Source organism: Stappia indica (assembly GCF_009789575.1).
Lineage (GTDB): Bacteria > Pseudomonadota > Alphaproteobacteria > Rhizobiales > Stappiaceae > Stappia > Stappia indica_A.
This window is the reverse complement of the sequence record NZ_CP046908.1, coordinates 4,060,294-4,078,084: the sequence shown is the minus strand read 5'-3', so window position 1 is coordinate 4,078,084 and position 17,791 is coordinate 4,060,294. Positions and strand designations below refer to the sequence as shown.

The 17,791-nt window shown below is 66.8% G+C and carries 15 protein-coding genes; 4 read left to right on the top strand and 11 right to left on the bottom strand.

Going from position 1 to position 17,791, the window contains the following annotated elements:
• Nucleotides 1–67: 67 nt before the first annotated feature.
• The gene (locus GH266_RS19015; protein WP_158195230.1) at nucleotides 68–898 is read left to right on the top strand and encodes a transporter substrate-binding domain-containing protein; all 831 of its coding nucleotides are present in this window, start codon (nucleotides 68–70) and stop codon (nucleotides 896–898) included.
• 8 nt (nucleotides 899–906) lie between these two features.
• Here the strand turns inward: GH266_RS19015 and GH266_RS19010 are convergent, their stop codons facing one another.
• A complete protein-coding gene (locus GH266_RS19010; RefSeq protein WP_158195229.1) occupies nucleotides 907–1,764 on the bottom strand; it encodes a sterol desaturase family protein in 858 nt (285 codons plus the stop codon).
• Between the two features lie 107 nt (nucleotides 1,765–1,871).
• Between GH266_RS19010 and GH266_RS19005 the strand changes: the two genes are divergently transcribed.
• On the top strand, nucleotides 1,872–2,525 hold the full coding sequence (locus GH266_RS19005; protein ID WP_158195228.1) for an alpha/beta family hydrolase: 654 nt from the start codon (nucleotides 1,872–1,874) through the stop codon (nucleotides 2,523–2,525).
• Between the two features lie 151 nt (nucleotides 2,526–2,676).
• On the opposite strand, the gene GH266_RS19000 is transcribed toward GH266_RS19005, so the two are convergent.
• Nucleotides 2,677–6,093, bottom strand: a complete 3,417-nt coding sequence (locus tag GH266_RS19000) for an efflux RND transporter permease subunit (RefSeq protein WP_158195227.1) — start codon at nucleotides 6,091–6,093, stop codon at nucleotides 2,677–2,679.
• 3 nt (nucleotides 6,094–6,096) lie between these two features.
• Nucleotides 6,097–7,473 (bottom strand): efflux RND transporter periplasmic adaptor subunit, encoded by a 1,377-nt coding sequence (locus GH266_RS18995; RefSeq protein WP_158195226.1) that lies wholly within the window; start codon nucleotides 7,471–7,473, stop codon nucleotides 6,097–6,099.
• Between the two features lie 322 nt (nucleotides 7,474–7,795).
• Between GH266_RS18995 and GH266_RS18990 the strand changes: the two genes are divergently transcribed.
• A complete protein-coding gene (locus GH266_RS18990) occupies nucleotides 7,796–8,152 on the top strand; it encodes a hypothetical protein (protein ID WP_158195225.1) in 357 nt (118 codons plus the stop codon).
• Nucleotides 8,153–8,161: 9 nt separating this feature from the next.
• Here GH266_RS18990 and GH266_RS18985 read toward each other — a convergent pair whose 3' ends face one another.
• Genes GH266_RS18985 through GH266_RS18975 form a run of 3 tightly spaced genes read right to left on the bottom strand, consistent with a single transcriptional unit; the run spans nucleotide 8,162 to nucleotide 11,292 of the window.
• Nucleotides 8,162–9,151: an Hsp33 family molecular chaperone gene (locus GH266_RS18985; protein ID WP_158195224.1), complete on the bottom strand. Its 990-nt coding sequence runs from the start codon at nucleotides 9,149–9,151 to the stop codon at nucleotides 8,162–8,164.
• A gap of 9 nt (nucleotides 9,152–9,160) precedes the next feature.
• Entirely contained in the window at nucleotides 9,161–10,093 is a 933-nt protein-coding gene (argF, locus tag GH266_RS18980; RefSeq protein WP_158195223.1) for an ornithine carbamoyltransferase, read from the bottom strand.
• Nucleotides 10,093–11,292, bottom strand: coding sequence for an aspartate aminotransferase family protein (locus GH266_RS18975; protein ID WP_158195222.1), 1,200 nt, complete (start codon nucleotides 11,290–11,292; stop codon nucleotides 10,093–10,095). Before GH266_RS18975 ends, argF begins: the two co-directional genes overlap by 1 nt.
• A gap of 497 nt (nucleotides 11,293–11,789) precedes the next feature.
• On the opposite strand from GH266_RS18975, the gene GH266_RS18970 reads away from it, so the two are divergent.
• Nucleotides 11,790–12,332 carry a GcrA family cell cycle regulator gene (locus tag GH266_RS18970; RefSeq protein ID WP_158195221.1) on the top strand — a complete coding sequence of 181 codons (543 nt, stop codon included), beginning with the start codon at nucleotides 11,790–11,792 and terminating at the stop codon, nucleotides 12,330–12,332.
• Between the two features lie 138 nt (nucleotides 12,333–12,470).
• Here the strand turns inward: GH266_RS18970 and phoB are convergent, their stop codons facing one another.
• From phoB to pstC, 5 genes are all read right to left on the bottom strand, one after another.
• The gene (gene phoB, locus GH266_RS18965) at nucleotides 12,471–13,172 is read right to left on the bottom strand and encodes a phosphate regulon transcriptional regulator PhoB (RefSeq protein ID WP_158195220.1); all 702 of its coding nucleotides are present in this window, start codon (nucleotides 13,170–13,172) and stop codon (nucleotides 12,471–12,473) included.
• A gap of 137 nt (nucleotides 13,173–13,309) precedes the next feature.
• Nucleotides 13,310–14,020 carry a phosphate signaling complex protein PhoU gene (phoU, locus tag GH266_RS18960; RefSeq protein ID WP_158195219.1) on the bottom strand — a complete coding sequence of 237 codons (711 nt, stop codon included), beginning with the start codon at nucleotides 14,018–14,020 and terminating at the stop codon, nucleotides 13,310–13,312.
• A 68-nt stretch (nucleotides 14,021–14,088) separates the two neighbouring features.
• Entirely contained in the window at nucleotides 14,089–14,877 is a 789-nt protein-coding gene (pstB, locus tag GH266_RS18955) for a phosphate ABC transporter ATP-binding protein PstB (protein WP_244953848.1), read from the bottom strand.
• Nucleotides 14,878–14,902: 25 nt separating this feature from the next.
• Nucleotides 14,903–16,267, bottom strand: coding sequence for a phosphate ABC transporter permease PstA (pstA, locus tag GH266_RS18950; protein WP_158195217.1), 1,365 nt, complete (start codon nucleotides 16,265–16,267; stop codon nucleotides 14,903–14,905).
• Nucleotides 16,264–17,724 carry a phosphate ABC transporter permease subunit PstC gene (pstC, locus tag GH266_RS18945; protein WP_158195216.1) on the bottom strand — a complete coding sequence of 487 codons (1,461 nt, stop codon included), beginning with the start codon at nucleotides 17,722–17,724 and terminating at the stop codon, nucleotides 16,264–16,266. The genes pstA and pstC overlap by 4 nt, the downstream gene beginning before the upstream one ends.
• Between the last annotated feature and the right edge of the window lie 67 nt (nucleotides 17,725–17,791).

Genomic DNA, 17,791 nt, shown 5'->3' with positions numbered 1-17,791 from the left:
CCGACAAACGGCCAAGACAGCGATGCGATTTGATAGCAGGATTTCAGGAATTGCAACCCTTGCTTTCATGGCGGTTGCATGTCTCGCGCTTCTGACTGACCCTCTCGCCCGCCCGGCCGCAGCGCAGGAGGCAGCACCCGGCGTCACCGTGCCGAACTTCTGGGACCCGCGCAGCAGCAGCGACCGGCCGACCGTGCCGCCGGAGACGATCCGCTTTCTTGCCAGCGACGATTTCCCGCCCTTCTCGTTTCGCGACGGAACCGGCCGGCTGACCGGCTTCAACATCGATCTGGCGCGCGCGATCTGCGAGGAACTGGACGCGGCCTGCTCGCTGCGCATCAAGTCCTTCGACGCGCTGGTGCCGGCCCTGGTGCGCGAGGAAGGCGACGCCGTCATCGCCGGACTGGCGATGACCGAAGCCAACGTCAAGACGCTGCTTTTCTCCGACCCCTATATCGGCCTGCCGGCCCGTTTCGTTGCGCTGAAGGGCGCGGAGATCGACACCACGCCGGAAGGACTGGCGGGACGGAAGATCTCCGTCGTCGAGGGCACGGTGCATGAGCGCTTCCTGCGCAGCTATTTCGCGGATGCGCAGATCGTTCCCTTCGACGGGGCGACGGAAGCGCGCGCGGCCCTCGGCACGGAAGAGGCCGTGGTGCATTTCGGCGACGGGTTGTCGCTGTCCTTCTGGCTGAACGGCAAGACCTCCGGCGACTGCTGCGTCTTCGTCGGCGAGCCGTGGATCGAGCCGGGCTATTTCGATCGCGGCATGACCATCGCCTTCCGCAAGGAGGACGCGCTGCGGCAGGAAGCGGTCAACCATGCCCTGCAGCGGCTGCAGCTGAAGGGCGTCTACAGCGAGCTGTACCTGCGCTACTTCCCCGTCAGCTTCTACTGAAGCGATCTCTACTCGGCAGCGTCCGAGGCCGGCATTTTGCTGCGCGCCGGAGCGTCTTCGCTGCGCCTGCCGCTGTCCGGATGCATCCGCATGAAGGGGACGCCGAGCGACCACACGTATCCGGCCGGCCCGTCGTGCTGGTATTCGTCGAGGCCGATCACCATGCCCTCGTGCCCCCGTGCCGGCTGGTCGACATAGGTGCCGAACAGCCTGTCCCAGATCGCCAGGTTGAAGCCGTAGTTGGAATCCGTCTCGGTCCGGATCACCGAATGATGGACCCGGTGCATGTCCGGCGTGACCACCAGAACGCGCAGCCAGCGGTCCAGCGCCAGCGGCAGGCGGACATTGGCATGGTTGAACATCGCCGCCCCGTTCAACACCACCTCGAAGACCAGCACCGCGCCCGCCGGAATGCCGAAGGCGACGACGATTGCCGCCTTCCACAGCATCGAGACGACGATCTCCAGCGGATGGAACCGCAGGGCGGTGGTCACGTCGATGTCGCGGTCGGCGTGGTGCATCCGGTGGATGCGCCACAAAAGCGGGATCTTGTGCGAGGCCCAGTGTTCGGCCCACACGGCAAAGTCCAGCAGCACGAAGCCGAGCAGGCCGGCAAGCCACAGCGGCATGCCGAGCGCCGGGAAAAGGCCGATACCCCGTTCGCCGGCCCACAGCGCGATGCCGACGGCGGCCATGGGGAAGACGATCCGCAGCACCGCCGTATCCGTGGCGACGATGGCGAGATTGGTGGTCCACCGCCGGGCGCGGGAGAAGATCAGCGCGCGGCGCGGCACGGCCAGCTCGAACAGCGCCATGGCAGCGAAGATGCCCAGAAACAGCAGCAGCCGGACGGTTGCCTCGCTCATCATCCCCTCGCGATCCCTGCCTTGCCACAGTGGCGCTTGCACCTTACCCCATCCCGTGAGATAGGCGCTCGCAATCCAATTCAACAGATCGCGACCAAAGGCCACGGATGACCGAGCTACTCTGGACCCGCCCCGAAGGCGACACGCCGACCGTGGCGACACTGCTGCTGGCGCACGGCGCCGGCGCGGCCATGGATTCCGGCTTCATGAACCGCTTCGCCGGCCATGCGGCGGCGGCCGGCCTTGCGGTCGCACGCTTCGAATTCGCCTATATGGCGGCACGGCGCACCGGAGGCTCGAAGCGGCCGCCGCCCAAGGCAGAATTGCTGGTCGGCGAATACCAGAGCGCCTTGCAGGACGTTCCGAAAAGCGTCGAGGGGCCGGTGCTTGTCGGCGGCAAGTCGATGGGCGGACGCGTTGCCGCCATGCTGGCGGCCGGCAGCTCGCTGCCCAAGCGCGTCTCGGGCGTCGTCTGCCTCGGCTATCCGTTCCACCCGCAGGGCAAGCCGGACGAGTGGCGCATGGCGCCGCTGGAAGGCGCGCGCCGGCCCATACTGGTCGCGCAAGGCGACCGCGACGGCTTCGGCAACGCCGCGGAGATCGCCGAAGTCACCCTGCCCGCGCATGTCGAGCTCGTCTGGCTGGAGGACGGCAACCACGACCTTGCCCCGCGCGGGGCGTCGCCGGCCACCTGGGACGGCAACCTGGCGCTCGCCGCGAAGGCGGCCGCCGATTTCGCAACGCGGCTCGCGGAAACCTAAGGCCGGCGCGCCTTTTTTCTCTGCCGCATTTTCGCGACGCGGCGCTGCGCGCCCGCTGGAAAATGCGTCGCCGGCCACCTGGGACGGCAACCTGGCGCTCGCCGCGAAGGCGGCTGCCGATTTCGCAAGGCGGCTCGCCGCAGCTTAGCTCCTATTCCGCCGGCACCTGGGCCGGCGGTCCGGAGCGGTGGCCCTGATCGCCGCCGTCGTCGCCATGGGGATCGCGGCGCAGGCTGACCATCCGCCGCAGGTCTTCGCCAATGCCGATCAACGCCGGCACCAGCACGAGAACCAGAAGCGTTGCCGTCGCCAGTCCGAAGACGATGGTGATCGTCATCGGCATCAGGAAGCGTGCCTGCAGGCTGGTCTCGAACAGCAGCGGCGCAAGTCCGCCGATGGTCGTCAGCGAGGTCAGCAGCACGGCGCGCAGGCGATCCTGCGCCGAGATCACCGCGGCATCGGCGACACTGCGGCCGTCCTTGATGTGGTCCTCGAACCGGTCGACAAGGATGATCGAGTTGTTGACCAGGATACCCGACAGGCCGAGCAGGCCGACGAAGCTGAGGATGGTCAGGTCATAGGCCATCAAGTAGTGGCCCGCCACCGCGCCGACCACACCGAAGGGAATGATCGACATCACCGCCAGCGGCTTGAAATAGCTTGCGAAGATCGCGGCCAGGATCAGGTAGATCATCGCCAGCGCCGCGACCATGCCGAGCTGCAGGTCGGAGAAGGCGGCACGCCGCTCCTCCTCGCGGCCCGAATAGCGGTAGTCGACGCCGTACTTGCCGGCGAGCTCCTGCATCTTGCCGGTCTCGAGGTCGCGGACGATCTCGATGTTGGACGTGACATCCGCATCGACATCGGCCGAGACGGCAACGGTGACGCGGCCGTCTCGGCGCTGGATCACCGAGAAGCTTTCGCGCTCGTCCAGCGTCACGACCTCGGTCAGCGGCACGAACTCGCCGCTCGGCGCCCGCAAGGAGAGCTCGCGCAAGGCCCCGCCCCCCATGGATACTTCCTGCCTGACGCGGATCGTGATCTCTTCCTCGCCGCGGGCAAAGCGGCGCGGGATGGAGCCTTCCAGCGCGGAGCGGATCTGGCGGGCGGCATTCTCGACGGTGAAGCCGAGTGCCTTGCCGCGCGGGCTGATATCCAGCACCAGTTCCGGCTTGCCATAGGGCAGGTCGTCGGCCACCCCATCCACACCCGGATAGGAGGTCAGCATCTCCTGCAGCTCCAGAGAGGCTTCCTTCAGCGCGCGCGTATCGTCGCCCATCAGACGGATGTCGAGATCGCGCCCCGGGGGGCCGCCGCGCCGCTCGAACACGGCCACGCGCTTGGTGCCGGGGATCTCGGGAATGGCACGCCGCCAGGCCTGGACGATGTCGGGCGTGCGCACGCTCCGCTGCTCCGAGGTGGTCAGCTGGACGTCGATGCTGGCGACGTTGTTGCCCCGGCTGTTACCCGACTGACCGAGGGTCGCATAGGACGCGACGACCAGCGTCTCGCCGGTCTCCGCCGTCAGGCTCTCCTGCGCCTGCCGCAAGGCGCCGTCGATGCGCAGCAACGCCTTCTCCGCGTCCTCGATGGAGATGCCGGCGACGAAATCGACCGTCGCGCGGATGTTCTCCGCCTCCGGCGAGGGGAAGAAACGGAAGCCGACATGGTTGCCCCGCATCAGGCCGGCGGTGAGCAGCAGCAGGCCGATGGCGAAGGCGACCGTGACATAGCGCCAGTCGTAGGTCAGGCGCACGAAGGCGCGGAACGGCACGTCGCGGAACCAGCCGAAGCCGGCATCGAAGTTGCGGCGGAACCAGCCCGGCTGCTCGTCGAAGGTGCGGCGGGTACGGGCCCGGCGCAGCAGGAGCAGCAGGAACTCGACCGCCGAAGCCACGACGAAGAAGACAACGACCACGGCGATATCGAAGGGCACCGTGCCGAAGGTCTCGCGGCCTGTGCGGGCCGGCACGGCCAGCCAGTCGAGCCAGACCGGCACCGTGATGTCGTCGCGCCCGGCGAGGCCGACGAGAAAGAGCGCCGGCACGCCGGCGATCAGCACCACCCGCCACCAGTTCCACGAGGGCGGACGGGCGAGCGAGTGGGCAAGGTGGCCCGGCAGCACGAAAAAGCACTCGATGATGCTGGCGGTGATCACCGCGACGACGACGAGCGGCAGCACGCCCATCAGCTGGCCGATCGTGTCGCCCATCAGCATGATCGGCAGGAAGGCGGCGACGGTGGTGGTCGAGGCGGCGATGATCGGCCAGAGCATGCGGCCGGCGCCTTCTTCGGCCGCCAGATAGGGCCCGTCGCCCATGGCAATGCGGGTGGCGGTGTGCTCGCCGACGACGATGGCATCGTCGACGATGATACCGAGCGTCATGATCAGCGCGAAGAGCGAGAACATGTTGAGGGTCTGCCCGGAGACCCACATGAACCCGAGCGTCGCCATCATCGCGACCGGAATGCCGGCCGCGACCCACAGGGCGATCCGGCCGTTGAGGAAGGCGAAGAGCACGATCACGACGACGAACAGGCCGGAAATGCCGTTCTCCACCAGGATCATGATGCGGTCGGTCAGCGCCTCGGCGCGCACCTCGTACTTGACCAGCTCCAGCGAGGCCGGCAGCTGCGGCGCGATCTCGGCCAGGTAGCGGTCGAGGATGGCGTTGACCTTGAGCTGGTCGGCACGGGCCGAACGCTCCACGGTCAGCTCGACGGCGCGCATACCGTCGGAATAACCGATGGTCTGGTCCGGATCGTAGGAGCGAGACACATCGCCGATGTCGCGCAGCTCGATCTTCTCGCCGGTCGGGAAGGACTTGACGACGATACGGCTGATCGCCTCCGGCGAGGACGTATCGGCAACCGCCCTCACCTGCCGCTCGACGCCGCCCTGCAGGTCGCCGGAGGGGAGGTCGCGGGTGTTGGCGGCCACGCGCTCGGAGATATCGGCAAGCGTCAGGTCGAGGCGCCGCAGCTCGCGCTCGGGCACCTTGACCACGTATTCGGTGTCGCGGAAGCCGTTGAACGAGACCTTGTCGATGCCGCGGTCGATCAGGCCGTCGCGGATCTGGCGGGCGAACGCCTTCAGCGCATCCTCGCTGAAGGGGCCGCGCAGGGCAACGCGGGCCACCCGGTCGAACCAGTTGGCGAGCGAGATGACCGGCCGCTCGGCATCTTCGGGAAGCGTGGTGATGCCGGCGATGGCCTGCTCCACGTCCGACAGCGCCTTCTGCATGTCGGCGCCTTCGAGGAACTCCAGGCTGATCGAGGCCGCGCCCTCACGCGAATACGAAACCATCTCGTCGACATTGTCGATGAAGCGCAGTTCCGGCTCGATGGCCTGCAGAATGTTCTTCTCCACGTCCTCGGCGCTGGCGCCCGGCCAGGAGACGGAGACGGAAATGCGGTCGATGACGATCTGCGGGAAGAACTCGGCGTTCAGCCGGGCAAGGCCGAAGGCGCCGAACAGGATCATCAGCACCATGACGAGATTGGCGGCGTTGCGATGGCGCAGGAAATGGCCAATTACGCCGCGCGGAACGAAGCCGGTGTCGCGCATGGGTCAGCCGCCCGTGTTGGCGCCGCGATTGCGCGGCTCGGAAACGAGGAGGCCCTCTCCGGCCTTGTCCAGCCGGGTCGACACCAGACGGTCGCCGGTTGCGAGATCGCCCGAGACGATGACATGGGTCCCGTCGAAGGCGAGCACCTCGATGTCTCGCCGGCGCGTGCGGTTCTCTTCGTCGACCACGAAGACATGGTCGGTGCCGTAGATCGCCCCCTCGGGGATGCGGGCGGAGGCGGGGTAGGTGCGGTCGGCAAGGCGCAGCTCTACAAAGGCGCCCGGCCGCAGCGCCGGCTGCCCGTCCGCCACCGTAACGCTGGCATAGACGTCGATGCCGCCGCGCGCCAGCGCCACCTCGGCGCCGATCCGGCGGATCTCGCCGCGATAGGCGACCGGCTGGCCACCGATATGCCACAACACCTCGACAGGCCGGCCGACCACGGTGCCGTTGTCGGACAGGATACGGCCATATTGGTTGTCGGAGAGGGAGAAGCGGACCTCCAGCGCATCGCGCGCGTACAGGGTCGCAACCACATCGTTGACGCCGACAAGCCGGCCGATGGCCGCGTTCTCCGAGCGCACGACCGCGTCGAAGGGTGCCTTCAGCACGGTGTCGGCAAGGTTCCGCTCGGCCTGCGACAGACGCCACTGCAGCCGGTCGATGGCCGCCTGCTGCTGGTCGACGCGCGCCTTCTCGACATCGAGGGCATAACGGCGCTGCTCCAGGGCCTGGCCGCGCTGGGAGACCAGCAGGCGGCGTTCGTCGACCGTGCGCTCGGTCACCGAGCCGCTGCCGAGCAGCTGCTCGGCCCGCTGCAGATCGCGCTGCGCGAATTCGAGCTGCTCGCGGGCGCGCTCGACATTGCCTTCCTCGGTGGACACCCGGCCCCTGGCCTCGACAAGGGCGGCACGGGCCTCGACGAGATTGGCGCGCGCCTCGGTGACGGCGCCCTCGTACTGGAAAGGATCGACAGCGAGGAGTTCCTCGCCGGAAGAAATGATGGAGCCGGTCTCCAGGGCGGGATTGACCCGGATGATCTCGCCGGCCACCAGGGTGCGGAGTTCGGCGGTGCGTGCGGCGGTGACCTCGCCGTAGAGCGAGAGCATCGGCGCGTGGTCCCGCATCTCGACCGGCGTCGTTTCAACGATATAGGCGGTCTCGCGCGCGGGCCGCACAGGCACCGGATCCTTGGCGAGGATCAGCCGGTTCATGCCGACATAGGCGGCGATCAGCACGGCGAGCGCGATCACCGCCTGCAGAACGAGCTTCGCGGCAAGGATACCGGTGCGACCCGCCGAGCGGCCACGGGTCTGGGGGCGCTCGAAGGCGACCTCCCCCCTGGGAGTGCGGTTGTTATCGTCCACCGATTTCAGCATGACACTCTTTTCCACTCGAATGCTCTCTTGTGCGCGTTCCGGTACCCTATAGGCATTCCGGCGCGGACTGGATTGCTTCGCGGGCGCCCATGCCGCAATTGCGGACTATTCAGGCGCCGCAAACGACTGGCAAGGCGAAGAGTGTATCAAAATGTGACCACCGCGGCCCCTGTCACATCCAGTGACAGGATGGGACGATTTCTGCCGCTTTTCGTGGTCAGCGCAGGGTCTGGATTGACGCAGGTCAACCCTCGCCCGGAAAGGGTGCATCATACTCCCCTTGCAATCGAGAGACGAAACACCTCAGGGAGGTCAGCCAGTCATGACGCGCAAGACCGAAACCAAACCCGGCGATCCGGACGGGAAAGCTGACAAGAAGGCATCGGCCGGAGGGCGAGACCTTTATTCGCTCCCCTCCACTCCCCCCGAAACCGGGGTTGCAGGCGGCACGCCTGTCATCTCGCCCCGACCGACGAAGCCGCCACCTTCACCGCCAACGGCGAGCGGCACGCCTGTCATCTCGCCCCGACCGACGAAGCCGCCACCTTCGCCGCCAACGGCGAGCGGCACGCCGAACATCGCATCCGGCACGCCGAATATCGGATCCGGTACCCCGGATATCGGATCAGGCACCGCCGATCTGGCGTCGGGCACTCCGGCCCTGCCCAAGGACACCTGACACGCGGGCTCAGAACTCGTCGGGGCTGTAGTCGTAGCGGGTATTGCAGAAGCGGCAGGTCACCTCGATGCGACCGCCGACGGTCATGTCGTCGCGCTCCTCGGCGGTGAAGCCCTTCAGCATGCCGCGGATGCGCTCGTCGGAGCAGCGGCACCGGTCGGCGAGCGGCTGGGGCGCGAAGATGCGCACGCCGCGTTCGTGGAACAGGCGGAACAGCAGCCGCTCGGCACTCATGTCCGGGTCGCCGAGTTCGTCGTCGCGCAGGGTCTCGACCAGGGCGCGGGCCTCGCGCCAGGCGTCGTCCTCCTCGAACTCGTGCTCGAACGCCCCTTCCGGCGCATCGCCCGGCGGCAGATCGGCCTGCCGCATGCGCTCCGGCGCCTCGGGCAGGAACTGCGCGAGCACGCCGCCGGCCAGCCAGGAATGGCGAGGCTTGTCGCCGGCGCGCCGGTCCAGCACCTCGCCGACGGCAAGGCGCACCACGGTCGGGATCTGCTCCGACTGGGCGAAGTAGCGATGCGCCACCTCTTCGAGCGTGATGCCGTCCAGCGCGACGATGCCCTGGTAACGGTTCATCGCCGCACCCTGGTCGACCGTCATGGCGAGATGCCCGTTGCCCAGCAGCGAGGGCGTGTCGGTCTGCCCGGCCGCCTCGGCCGCGGCAACGGCCTCGGCATCGAACTGGGCGCAGGCGCGCAGGCCGTCCGGCGTCTGGAAATCGACGACGAGCATCGACACCGGACCGTCGGTCGTGGTCTGCAGGGTGAAGCGTCCGTCGAACTTGAGCGAGGTGCCGAGCAACGCGACGAGCGTCGCCGCCTCGCCGAGAAGACGCGAGACCGGCGCCGGATAGGCGTGACGCTCCAGAATGCGGTCGAGCACCGGGCCGAGCATCACGGCGCGGCCGCGCACGTCCAGCGGCTCCACCGCAAAGGGAAGCACGGCATCGCGACCGGCCGGGGTGACGCCCAGCCGCTCCAGTTCGTCCTGAACGCTCATGGTCGGATCCTACGAGTCCTGCAGCGCTCCGAAGCACCAGGCCAGAATGCCCTTTTGTGCATGGAGCCGGTTTTCCGCCTCGTCGAAGACGACGGACTGCGGACCGTCCATCACCTCCGACGTCACCTCCTCGCCGCGATGGGCGGGCAGGCAGTGCATGAAGATGGCTTTGCTGTCGGCTTCCGCCATCAGGCGGTCGTTGACCTGATAGGGGCTCAGCAGGTTGTGGCGGTCGCCGTCGTCGTCGCCCATCGAGACCCAGCAGTCGGTGACGACGCAGTCGACGCCCTTCACGGCCTCGAACGGATCGTCGGTGATGCGGATCTCGGCACCGGCCTTGCGGGCCGCTGCGATCAGCTCGGCCGGCGGTGCCAGCTGCGACGGAGTGGCGATGTTGAGCGCGAAGTCGAGCTTGGCCGCGGCATGCACCCAGGACGCCAGCACGTTGTTGCTGTCGCCGGTCCAGGCGACGCTGCGCCCGGCGATGCTGCCCTTCTTCTCCTCGAAGGTCAGCACATCGGCCATGATCTGGCATGGATGGGTGCGCTTGGTCAGGCCGTTGATCACCGGCACGGTGGCGTATTCGGCCAGCTCCGTCAGCGCGTCGTGATCGAGAATGCGGATCATGATCGCGTCGACATAGCGCGACAGCACGCGGGCCGTATCGGCGATGGTCTCGCCGCGGCCGAGCTGCATCTCGGCGCCGGTCAGCATCAGGGTCTCGCCGCCGAGCTCGCGCATGCCGACATCGAAGGAGATGCGGGTCCGGGTCGAGGGCTGCTCGAACACCATGGCCAGCACGCGGCCGGCAAGCGGGCCGCCGCCGGACACGCGGACGGGGCCGCGCGCCTGCTTGATGCGGCGGCTGCCGTCCAGGATGAAGCGCAGCTCGCTGGCATCGACATCGGTGAGGTCGAGAAAATGGCGCGGCTGGATCGTCATTACTCTGCAGCTCCCCGCTCGAGCCCGGCTTCCATGGCGGTGGCGGCGCGGTCGATGCGCGACACGGCCTCCTCGATCTCCGCCTCGGTGATGGTCAGCGGCGGCATGATACGCAGGACATTGTCGCCCGCGCCCACGGCCAGCACGCCGGCCTCGCGGAAATGCGACAGCAGCTCGGTATTGGTGACCCGGCACTTCAGGCCGAGCATGAGGCCCTTGCCGCGGATCTCTTCCAGGATCGCGGGATGGCCGTCGACGACGGCGGCAAGCTTCTGCTTCAACAGCAAGCCCTTCTTCTGCACGCCCTCAAGGAAGCCGTCGGCCAGCACCACGTCGAGCACCGCATTGCCGACCGCCATGGCCAACGGATTGCCGCCATAGGTGGTGCCATGCGTGCCCGGCTTCATGCCGGAGGCCGCTTCTTCGGTCGCAAGGCACGCGCCGAGCGGGAACCCGCCGCCGATGCCCTTGGCAATCGCCATGATGTCCGGGGTGATGCCGGCCCATTCATGGGCAAAGAGCTTGCCCGTACGCCCGACGCCGGTCTGCACCTCGTCGAGGATCAGCAGGATGCCCTTGTCGTCGCACAGGCGGCGCAGCTCGCGCAGATATTCGGTCGGCACCGGCCGGACGCCGCCCTCGCCCTGGATCGGCTCGATCAGGAGGCCCGCAGTGGTGTCGCCGATGGCTGCAAGCAGCGCCTCATGATCGCCGAACGGCACCTGGATGAAGCCCGGCGCCTTGGGGCCGAAGCCTTCCAGGTACTTTTCCTGCCCGCCGGCGGCGATGGTCGCCAGCGTACGGCCGTGGAAGGCGCCTTCGAAGGTGATGATGTCGATCCGCTCCGGCTCGCCCTTCGCATAGAAGTAGCGACGCGCGGTCTTGATCGCGCATTCCAGCGCCTCGGCGCCGGAATTGGTGCAGAACACGCGGTCGGCGAAGGTCGCCTGCGTCAGCTTGCGCGCGAACGCCTCCTGCCCCTCAATGGCATAGACGTTGGACACGTGCCACAGCTTGTCGGCCTGGTCCTTCAGCGCCTTGACGAGGCCGGGATGGGAATGGCCGAGCGAATTGACGGCAATGCCGGCGGCGCAGTCGAGAAAGCGTCGGCCATCGGAAGTCTCCAGCCACACACCCTCGCCACGCACGAACTCCAAGTTCGCGCGGCTGTAGGTCTGATAGAGAGATGAACCTTCCATGTCCTTCCTGCTCCCATTGACCGGCTTGCCTGCCGGGGAGATGCCTTGGCGGCCCCAGCCGCCTTCGATGCCCTCGCCCGGACCTGGAATGTTGCCGTCCTGCTGCCGCAAAGAGCTGCAAGAACCGCTGGCACCCACTGCCGAAAGCAATTATGCCGCCCACGAGAGGCGGCACGGCGAGGAAGCCCCGTTATACACCGGGAGCGCGCGGGAAAGTCAACGGAATTGGCTGAGCGCGCCGCCAGGCGCCCGGCAGGGCCAAAGTCGCCAGAAACGGCCTTTTCTGGGGAAAACCGTATCAATCCCCAGGTGAATCGCCCCCTCACCTTGAACCGCAAACCCGGCATATTGTAGCTTTGCAGTCAAGAAATACGACATCTCGTGTATCCGACTCACAATAGCCTCAAAATCCGGCAATGAGCGGGGCACCCCTACGGTGTGCCGATAACCTTTTATTAACCAGATGTCGGGGCCCGATCAAACACGGAGTTGAGCGCATGTCCTGGACAAGCGAACGCGTCGACCTTCTCAAAAAGCTCTGGACGGACGGGCTGAGCGCCAGCCAGATCGCCGCCGAGCTGGGCGGCGTCACCCGCAATGCGGTGATCGGCAAGGTCCACCGTCTCGGCCTGTCGGGACGCGCCAAGGCGGCCGCACCTGCGCAGAAGCCCCGGAGCAAGCCGGCAAAGGGCGGCGCCGAGGACGCGGCGCAGACCGCCTCGCCGCAGCAGGGCGGCAGCGCCCCGTCGGCACCGCAGACAATGGGCGCCACCGCGCTGAAGGTCGAGGCGGCACCGGTCGCAGCCCCCGCGCCGCAGGCCAAGCCCGTTGCCGAGCTGGTGCCGATCGCCAAGCGCGCGACCATCCTGACGCTGACCGAGCGGACCTGCAAATGGCCGATCGGCGACCCGACCAAGGAAGACTTCTACTTCTGCGGCCACCCGTCGAACCCGGGCGTCCCCTACTGCACCTATCACTGCCGCATCGCCTACCAGCCGGCGAGCGACCGCCGCCGCGACCGCAACGTCGCCAACGGCTGAGGCAACGCCCGCCCATCTGTTCAAGATGGGCAGCCGAAACGAGAAAGGCCCGCCTGCGATCACCGCGGCGGGCCTTTCTCGTTGTTCGCAGATAGGTGGGCAGACCGCCCTGCCCGGCGTCCCTGCCGCCGGCGCGCGTCAGGACGCGGCGGCGGCGAACTGGTCGTTGAAGGCGTAGCCGGCGCCGCGCACGGTGCGGATCGGGTCCGGCACCTTGCCGCGGTTGATGGCCTTGCGCAGCCGGCCGACGTGAACATCGACCGTCCGCTCGTCGACATAGACGTCGTGTCCCCAGACACCGTCCAGCAGCTGCTCGCGCGAGAAGACGCGCCCCGGCGACGTCATCAGGAATTCCAGCAGGCGGAACTCGGTCGGACCGAGATGGATCTCGCGCCCCGAACGGCGCACCCGGTGGGTTTCCCGGTCGAGTTCCAGATCGCCGGCGCGCAGCAGAGAGGACACCACCTCCGGCTTTGCCCGGCGCAGCATGGCCCGCACGCGCGCCATCAGCTCGGGGATCGAGAAGGGCTTCACCACGTAGTCGTCGGCGCCGGTGGCAAGGCCGCGGATGCGCTCCTGCTCCTCGCCCCGCGCGGTGAGCATGATCACCGGCAGGCGCTCGGTCTCGGGACGCGAGCGCAGGCGGCGGCACAGTTCGATGCCGGACAGACCCGGCAGCATCCAGTCGAGAAGCAGCAGGTCCGGCTGGCTCTCGCGCAGGAGAAGATCCGCCTCGTCGCCGCGCATGCACGTCTCGACCTTGTAGCCCTCGGCCTCGAGATTGTAGCGCAGCATCATCACCAGAGGCTCTTCGTCCTCGACAATCAGGACCTTCGGCATATGGGGTACCCTTGTCCAATCGACCCGGCCGGGAGGCATCGGCGCGGCTTTTCGCTCGCGCCGCCTTGCCGGCTCTCGTTGTCAGCGGCGACGGGCGACAGTGCCGCCCGCGCCATGCTCAGTTCGCCTGAACGCCCTCAGGACGCCGTATCGGTCTCGATGCCGGTCTCGTCGACCTTCTGGCGCTCGTCGGTCGGCAGCACGCCGGTCGACATGTACATGACGTTCTCGGCGATGTTGGTGGCATGATCGCCGATGCGCTCGATGTTCTTGGCGCAGAACAGCAGATGGGCGCAGACCGAGATCTGGCGCGGATCCTCCATCATGTAGGTGAGGAGTTCGCGGAAGATCGAGGTGTAGAGCGCATCGACCTCGTCGTCGCGATCGCGCACGGCGGCTGCCGCTGTGCCGTCGCGCCCGGCATAGGCGTCCAGCACATCCTTGAGCTGGCTCTGGGCGAGCTCGGTCATGTGCTCGACGCCAAGGGCGAACTTCTTGGAGTCGAAGGTGCCCTCGATGGCGATGACGCGCTTGGCGACGTTCTTGGCGAGGTCGCCGACGCGCTCCAGATCGTTGGAAATGCGCATTGCCGAGATGACGTCACGCAGGTCGCTGGCGACCGGCTGGCGGCGAGCGATGATCAGGATCGCCTGCTCCTCGATCTCGAACTGCAGGGCATCGACGCGCTTGTCCTGCGCAATGACGCGGCGCGCCAGCTCCTTGTCCATGCGCACCAGGGCCTGCACGGAATCGTTCAGCATCATCTCGGCGAGGCCGCCCATCTCCGACACGCGGCCGGCGATGTCCTTCAGCTCCTCGTCGAACGACGAAACGGTATGTTGGCTCATGTTTCTTCTCCATTCGGGGCGCGGCGAGGCGCGCGCGTCATCCCGTCTGTTCCCGCGGCTGGTCCAGACTAGCCGAAGCGGCCGGTGATGTAGTCCTGGGTGCGCTTGTCCCGGGGGTTGGTGAAGATGTCGTTCGTCGCCCCTTCCTCGACCAGGTTGCCGAGGTGGAAGAAGGCCGTGCGCTGCGACACGCGGGCGGCCTGCTGCATGGAGTGGGTGACGATGACGATCGTGTAGTTCTCGCGCAGCTCGTCGATCAGCTCCTCCACCTTGGCGGTGGCGATGGGATCGAGCGCCGAGCAGGGCTCGTCCATCAGGATCACTTCGGGGCTGACGGCGATGGCACGGGCAATGCACAGGCGCTGCTGCTGGCCGCCGGACAGGCCGGTGCCAGGCTCCTCGAGGCGGTCCTTCACCTCGTTCCACAGGCCGGCCTTCTGCAGGCTGGAGGCGACGATCTCCTCCAGCGCAGCCTTGGTGCGGGCAAGCCCATGGATGCGCGGGCCGTAGGCGATGTTGTCGAAGATCGACTTGGGGAACGGGTTCGGCTTCTGGAACACCATGCCGACCTTGGCGCGCAGCTGCACCGGATCGACCTTGGGATCGTAGATATCCTCCCCATCGATCAGGATATCGCCTTCGACGCGGCAGATGTCGATCGTGTCGTTCATCCGGTTGAGGCAGCGCAGGAAGGTCGACTTGCCGCAGCCCGACGGGCCGATGAAGGCGGTAACGGTCTTCTCTTCGATGCGGATGCTGACATCCTTGATGGCGTGGGTGTCGCCGTAGAAGACCTGGACCTTCTCGGCAGCAATCTTGGTCTCGTGCATGGCAGCGGCTTTCTCGGGCGTGGTCATTTGGTTCATGGCTTGGAGAGCCTCCTTACCAGCGACGTTCGAAACGACGGCGCAGGACGATCGCAATCAGGTTCATGAGCACGAGGAACACCAGCAGGACGATGATCGCACCGGACGCACGCTCGACGAAGGCCGGGTCTCCTCGCTGCGTCCAGTTGTAGACCTGGACGGGAAGGGCCGAGGCAGGGTCGAAGAAGCCCGCCGGCGGCTCGCCCGGATACTCCCGCACAAAGGCCACCATGCCGATCAGAAGCAGCGGGGCGGTCTCGCCCAGCGCCTGGGCAAGGCCAATGATCGTGCCGGTGAGGATGCCCGGCATGGCCAGTGGCAGCACGTGGTGGAACACGGACTGCATCTTCGAGGCGCCGACGCCGAGAGCTGCGTCGCGGATCGAGGGCGGCACCGCTTTCAGCGAGGCACGGGTGGCAATGATGATGGTCGGCAAGGTCATCAGCGTCAGCACCAGGCCACCGACGACCGGAGCTGACTGCGGCAGGCCGGCAAAGTTGATGAAGACCGCCAGGCCGAGGATACCGAAGACGATGGAGGGAACCGCCGCGAGATTGGCGATGTTCACCTCGATCAGGTCGGTGAAGCGGTTCTTCGGCGCGAATTCCTCGAGATAGATCGAGGCGGCGACACCGATCGGCAGCGACAGCGCCAGCACAATCAGCATCATGTAGGCCGAACCGAGGATCGCCACTCCCAGACCGGCGGCCTCGGGCCGCGTATCCGAGGCGTCCGGAGCCGTGAAGAAGCTCCAGTTGAACCTGGTCTCCAGGATCCCTGCGTCCTTGAGCTGGTCGGCGAGCTGAAGCTGCTGCGGCGATACGTTCCGGTCGAGCTCGGCGCTGGCCATCGTTACCCGGCCCTTGTAGTAGCCGTCGATCCGGCCCGAGGCGAGCAGGTCGAACGGCACCGTCTGGCCGATGCGAGAGGGGTCGGCGAGGACATAGCGACGCAGCTCGGCAGGCGCCTCCTTCGAAATCAGATCGGCGGCGTCGCTCGCGGAAAGGCCCTCGATAGCGATGCCAGCCGCCGCCATCTTCTCTTCCATCGCCTTCTGGATCAGCGGCGCGTAACCGAATGTCGAGACCTTGGCGATCTGGTCCGGGTTTCGGTCGCCAGCCTTGTCCAGCCGGGCGGCATCGAGATGGATATCGAGCCGAATGTAGGTCTGCTGGAAAGAGGACAGCCCGTTTGAGAAGATGGAGGCAAGCAGGCCCAGCAGGGCCAGCACGCCGAGGCTGACCGCCAGCAGTCCGAGCAGACGGAAGCGAGCCTCGGAACTGCGACGACGCCTGGTATGGGTGTCGACCGTGAGGAGTGAGCTGCGGGCAGACGCAGACCCGCTGCCGGCGGCGGATGCCGGGATTGTCGCGTCGGTCATTCGTACTGCTCCCGATACTTGCGGACGATGTAGAGGGCGAGAACGTTGAGGCCCAGCGTGAAGACGAAGAGCGTCAGTCCGAGGGCGAAGGCGACCAGCGTCTCGGGCGAGGCGAACTCCGTATCGCCGGTAAGCTGACTGACGATCTTCACGGTGACCGTGGTCATCGCCTCGAAGGGATTGAGGTCAAGCTTGGCGGCAGCGCCCGCGCCGAGAACCACGATCATCGTTTCGCCGATGGCCCGGCTTGCCGCCAGCAGGATCGCTCCGACCACACCGGGCAGCGCCGCCGGCAGGATCACCTGCTTGATGGTCTCGGACTGGGTGGCGCCAAGGCCGTAGGAACCGTCGCGCATTGCCTGCGGCACGGCGTTGATGATGTCGTCGGACAGTGAGCTGACGAAGGGGATCAGCATGATACCCATCACCAGGCCGGCCGTCAGAACGGAGGAAGAGGAACTTCCAAGGCCGGCCGGCTGGGCGATCCAATCACGCAGGAACGGTCCGACGGTGATCAGGGCGAACAGACCGTAGACGATGGTCGGGATGCCCGCCAGGATCTCGATCGCAGGTTTGGCGAAGCTGCGCAGCGTACTGCCGGCATATTCCGACAGATAGATCGCGATCATCAGACCGATCGGCACAGCGAAGAAAAGAGCGACCAGGGAGACGTAGAAGGTACCCCAGAGAAGCGGCAGGATGCCGAGATCGGATCCGCCCCGGAACTGCGGGTTCCAGACGGTGGAGAAGAAGAAATCCTCCGCCGGATACATCTGGAAGAAGTTGTAGGTCTCGAACACCAGCGAGCCGAAGATGCCGACGGTGGTGAGGATCGCCACCGAGGACGAGCCGATGAGCAAGGAGAGCACGAAGGTCTCGCTGGTATTGCGGGCCCTCAACTCCGGTGTCACGCGGCGATATGCAAGGAAGGCGAGGCCGAGGGACAGGATCAGAACCGACACCGTCATCAGCATTTGGCCGTTGCGGTGGGCACTCCTGTAGGTCTTGGCAGCCTCGAAAACCTCTACCGGGACATTTGAGCCCAGCGCAACTCCGACATCGGCGAGGCGCGACCGAATGTCGGTCATGTCGGCACGCATGCGGTCCAGTTCGGCCTCGCCGAGGCCACGCGCCTGCATCAACGCATCGAGGCCGCCGGCGATACGCTCGACATCGGCCATCACCAGGCTCCTGGCGCCGCCCTCCGGGATCGCGCTGTCGGGAATCAGGCTACTCACCTGCCCATGAAGGACGATGGGCTGCGCGAAAAGCCAGGCCAGCAGAAGCAGCAGTGCCGGCACGCCGGCGAACAAGGCCACAAGTTGCCCGTAATAGGTAGGGAGCGAGTGCAGACGACGCCCGCTGGCTGCCGAAAGCGCGAGGGCTCGGCGCCTGCCGAAAAAATAGCCGAGCGCGGAGACGCCCAGCACGATCAAAATAAGAAATCCAGCGTTCATGGAATCGTCCGCCGCTTGCCGCCAAAACAGGACCGGCGGTGCGAAGACCGCACCGCCGGATGTGCTT

Bases quoted from the DNA above. Each gene is read 5' to 3' on its own strand.
- GH266_RS19015 (WP_158195230.1), top strand. From the start codon at position 68: ATGGCGGTTGCATGTCTCGCGCTTCTGACTGACCCTCTCGCCCGCCCG.
- GH266_RS19010 (WP_158195229.1), bottom strand. From the start codon at position 1,764: ATGAGCGAGGCAACCGTCCGGCTGCTGCTGTTTCTGGGCATCTTCGCT.
- GH266_RS19005 (WP_158195228.1), top strand. From the start codon at position 1,872: ATGACCGAGCTACTCTGGACCCGCCCCGAAGGCGACACGCCGACCGTG.
- GH266_RS19000 (WP_158195227.1), bottom strand. From the start codon at position 6,093: ATGCGCGACACCGGCTTCGTTCCGCGCGGCGTAATTGGCCATTTCCTG.
- GH266_RS18995 (WP_158195226.1), bottom strand. From the start codon at position 7,473: ATGCTGAAATCGGTGGACGATAACAACCGCACTCCCAGGGGGGAGGTC.
- GH266_RS18990 (WP_158195225.1), top strand. From the start codon at position 7,796: ATGACGCGCAAGACCGAAACCAAACCCGGCGATCCGGACGGGAAAGCT.
- GH266_RS18985 (WP_158195224.1), bottom strand. From the start codon at position 9,151: ATGAGCGTTCAGGACGAACTGGAGCGGCTGGGCGTCACCCCGGCCGGT.
- argF (WP_158195223.1), bottom strand. From the start codon at position 10,093: ATGACGATCCAGCCGCGCCATTTTCTCGACCTCACCGATGTCGATGCC.
- GH266_RS18975 (WP_158195222.1), bottom strand. From the start codon at position 11,292: ATGGAAGGTTCATCTCTCTATCAGACCTACAGCCGCGCGAACTTGGAG.
- GH266_RS18970 (WP_158195221.1), top strand. From the start codon at position 11,790: ATGTCCTGGACAAGCGAACGCGTCGACCTTCTCAAAAAGCTCTGGACG.
- phoB (WP_158195220.1), bottom strand. From the start codon at position 13,172: ATGCCGAAGGTCCTGATTGTCGAGGACGAAGAGCCTCTGGTGATGATG.
- phoU (WP_158195219.1), bottom strand. From the start codon at position 14,020: ATGAGCCAACATACCGTTTCGTCGTTCGACGAGGAGCTGAAGGACATC.
- pstB (WP_244953848.1), bottom strand. From the start codon at position 14,877: ATGACCACGCCCGAGAAAGCCGCTGCCATGCACGAGACCAAGATTGCT.
- pstA (WP_158195217.1), bottom strand. From the start codon at position 16,267: ATGACCGACGCGACAATCCCGGCATCCGCCGCCGGCAGCGGGTCTGCG.
- pstC (WP_158195216.1), bottom strand. From the start codon at position 17,724: ATGAACGCTGGATTTCTTATTTTGATCGTGCTGGGCGTCTCCGCGCTC.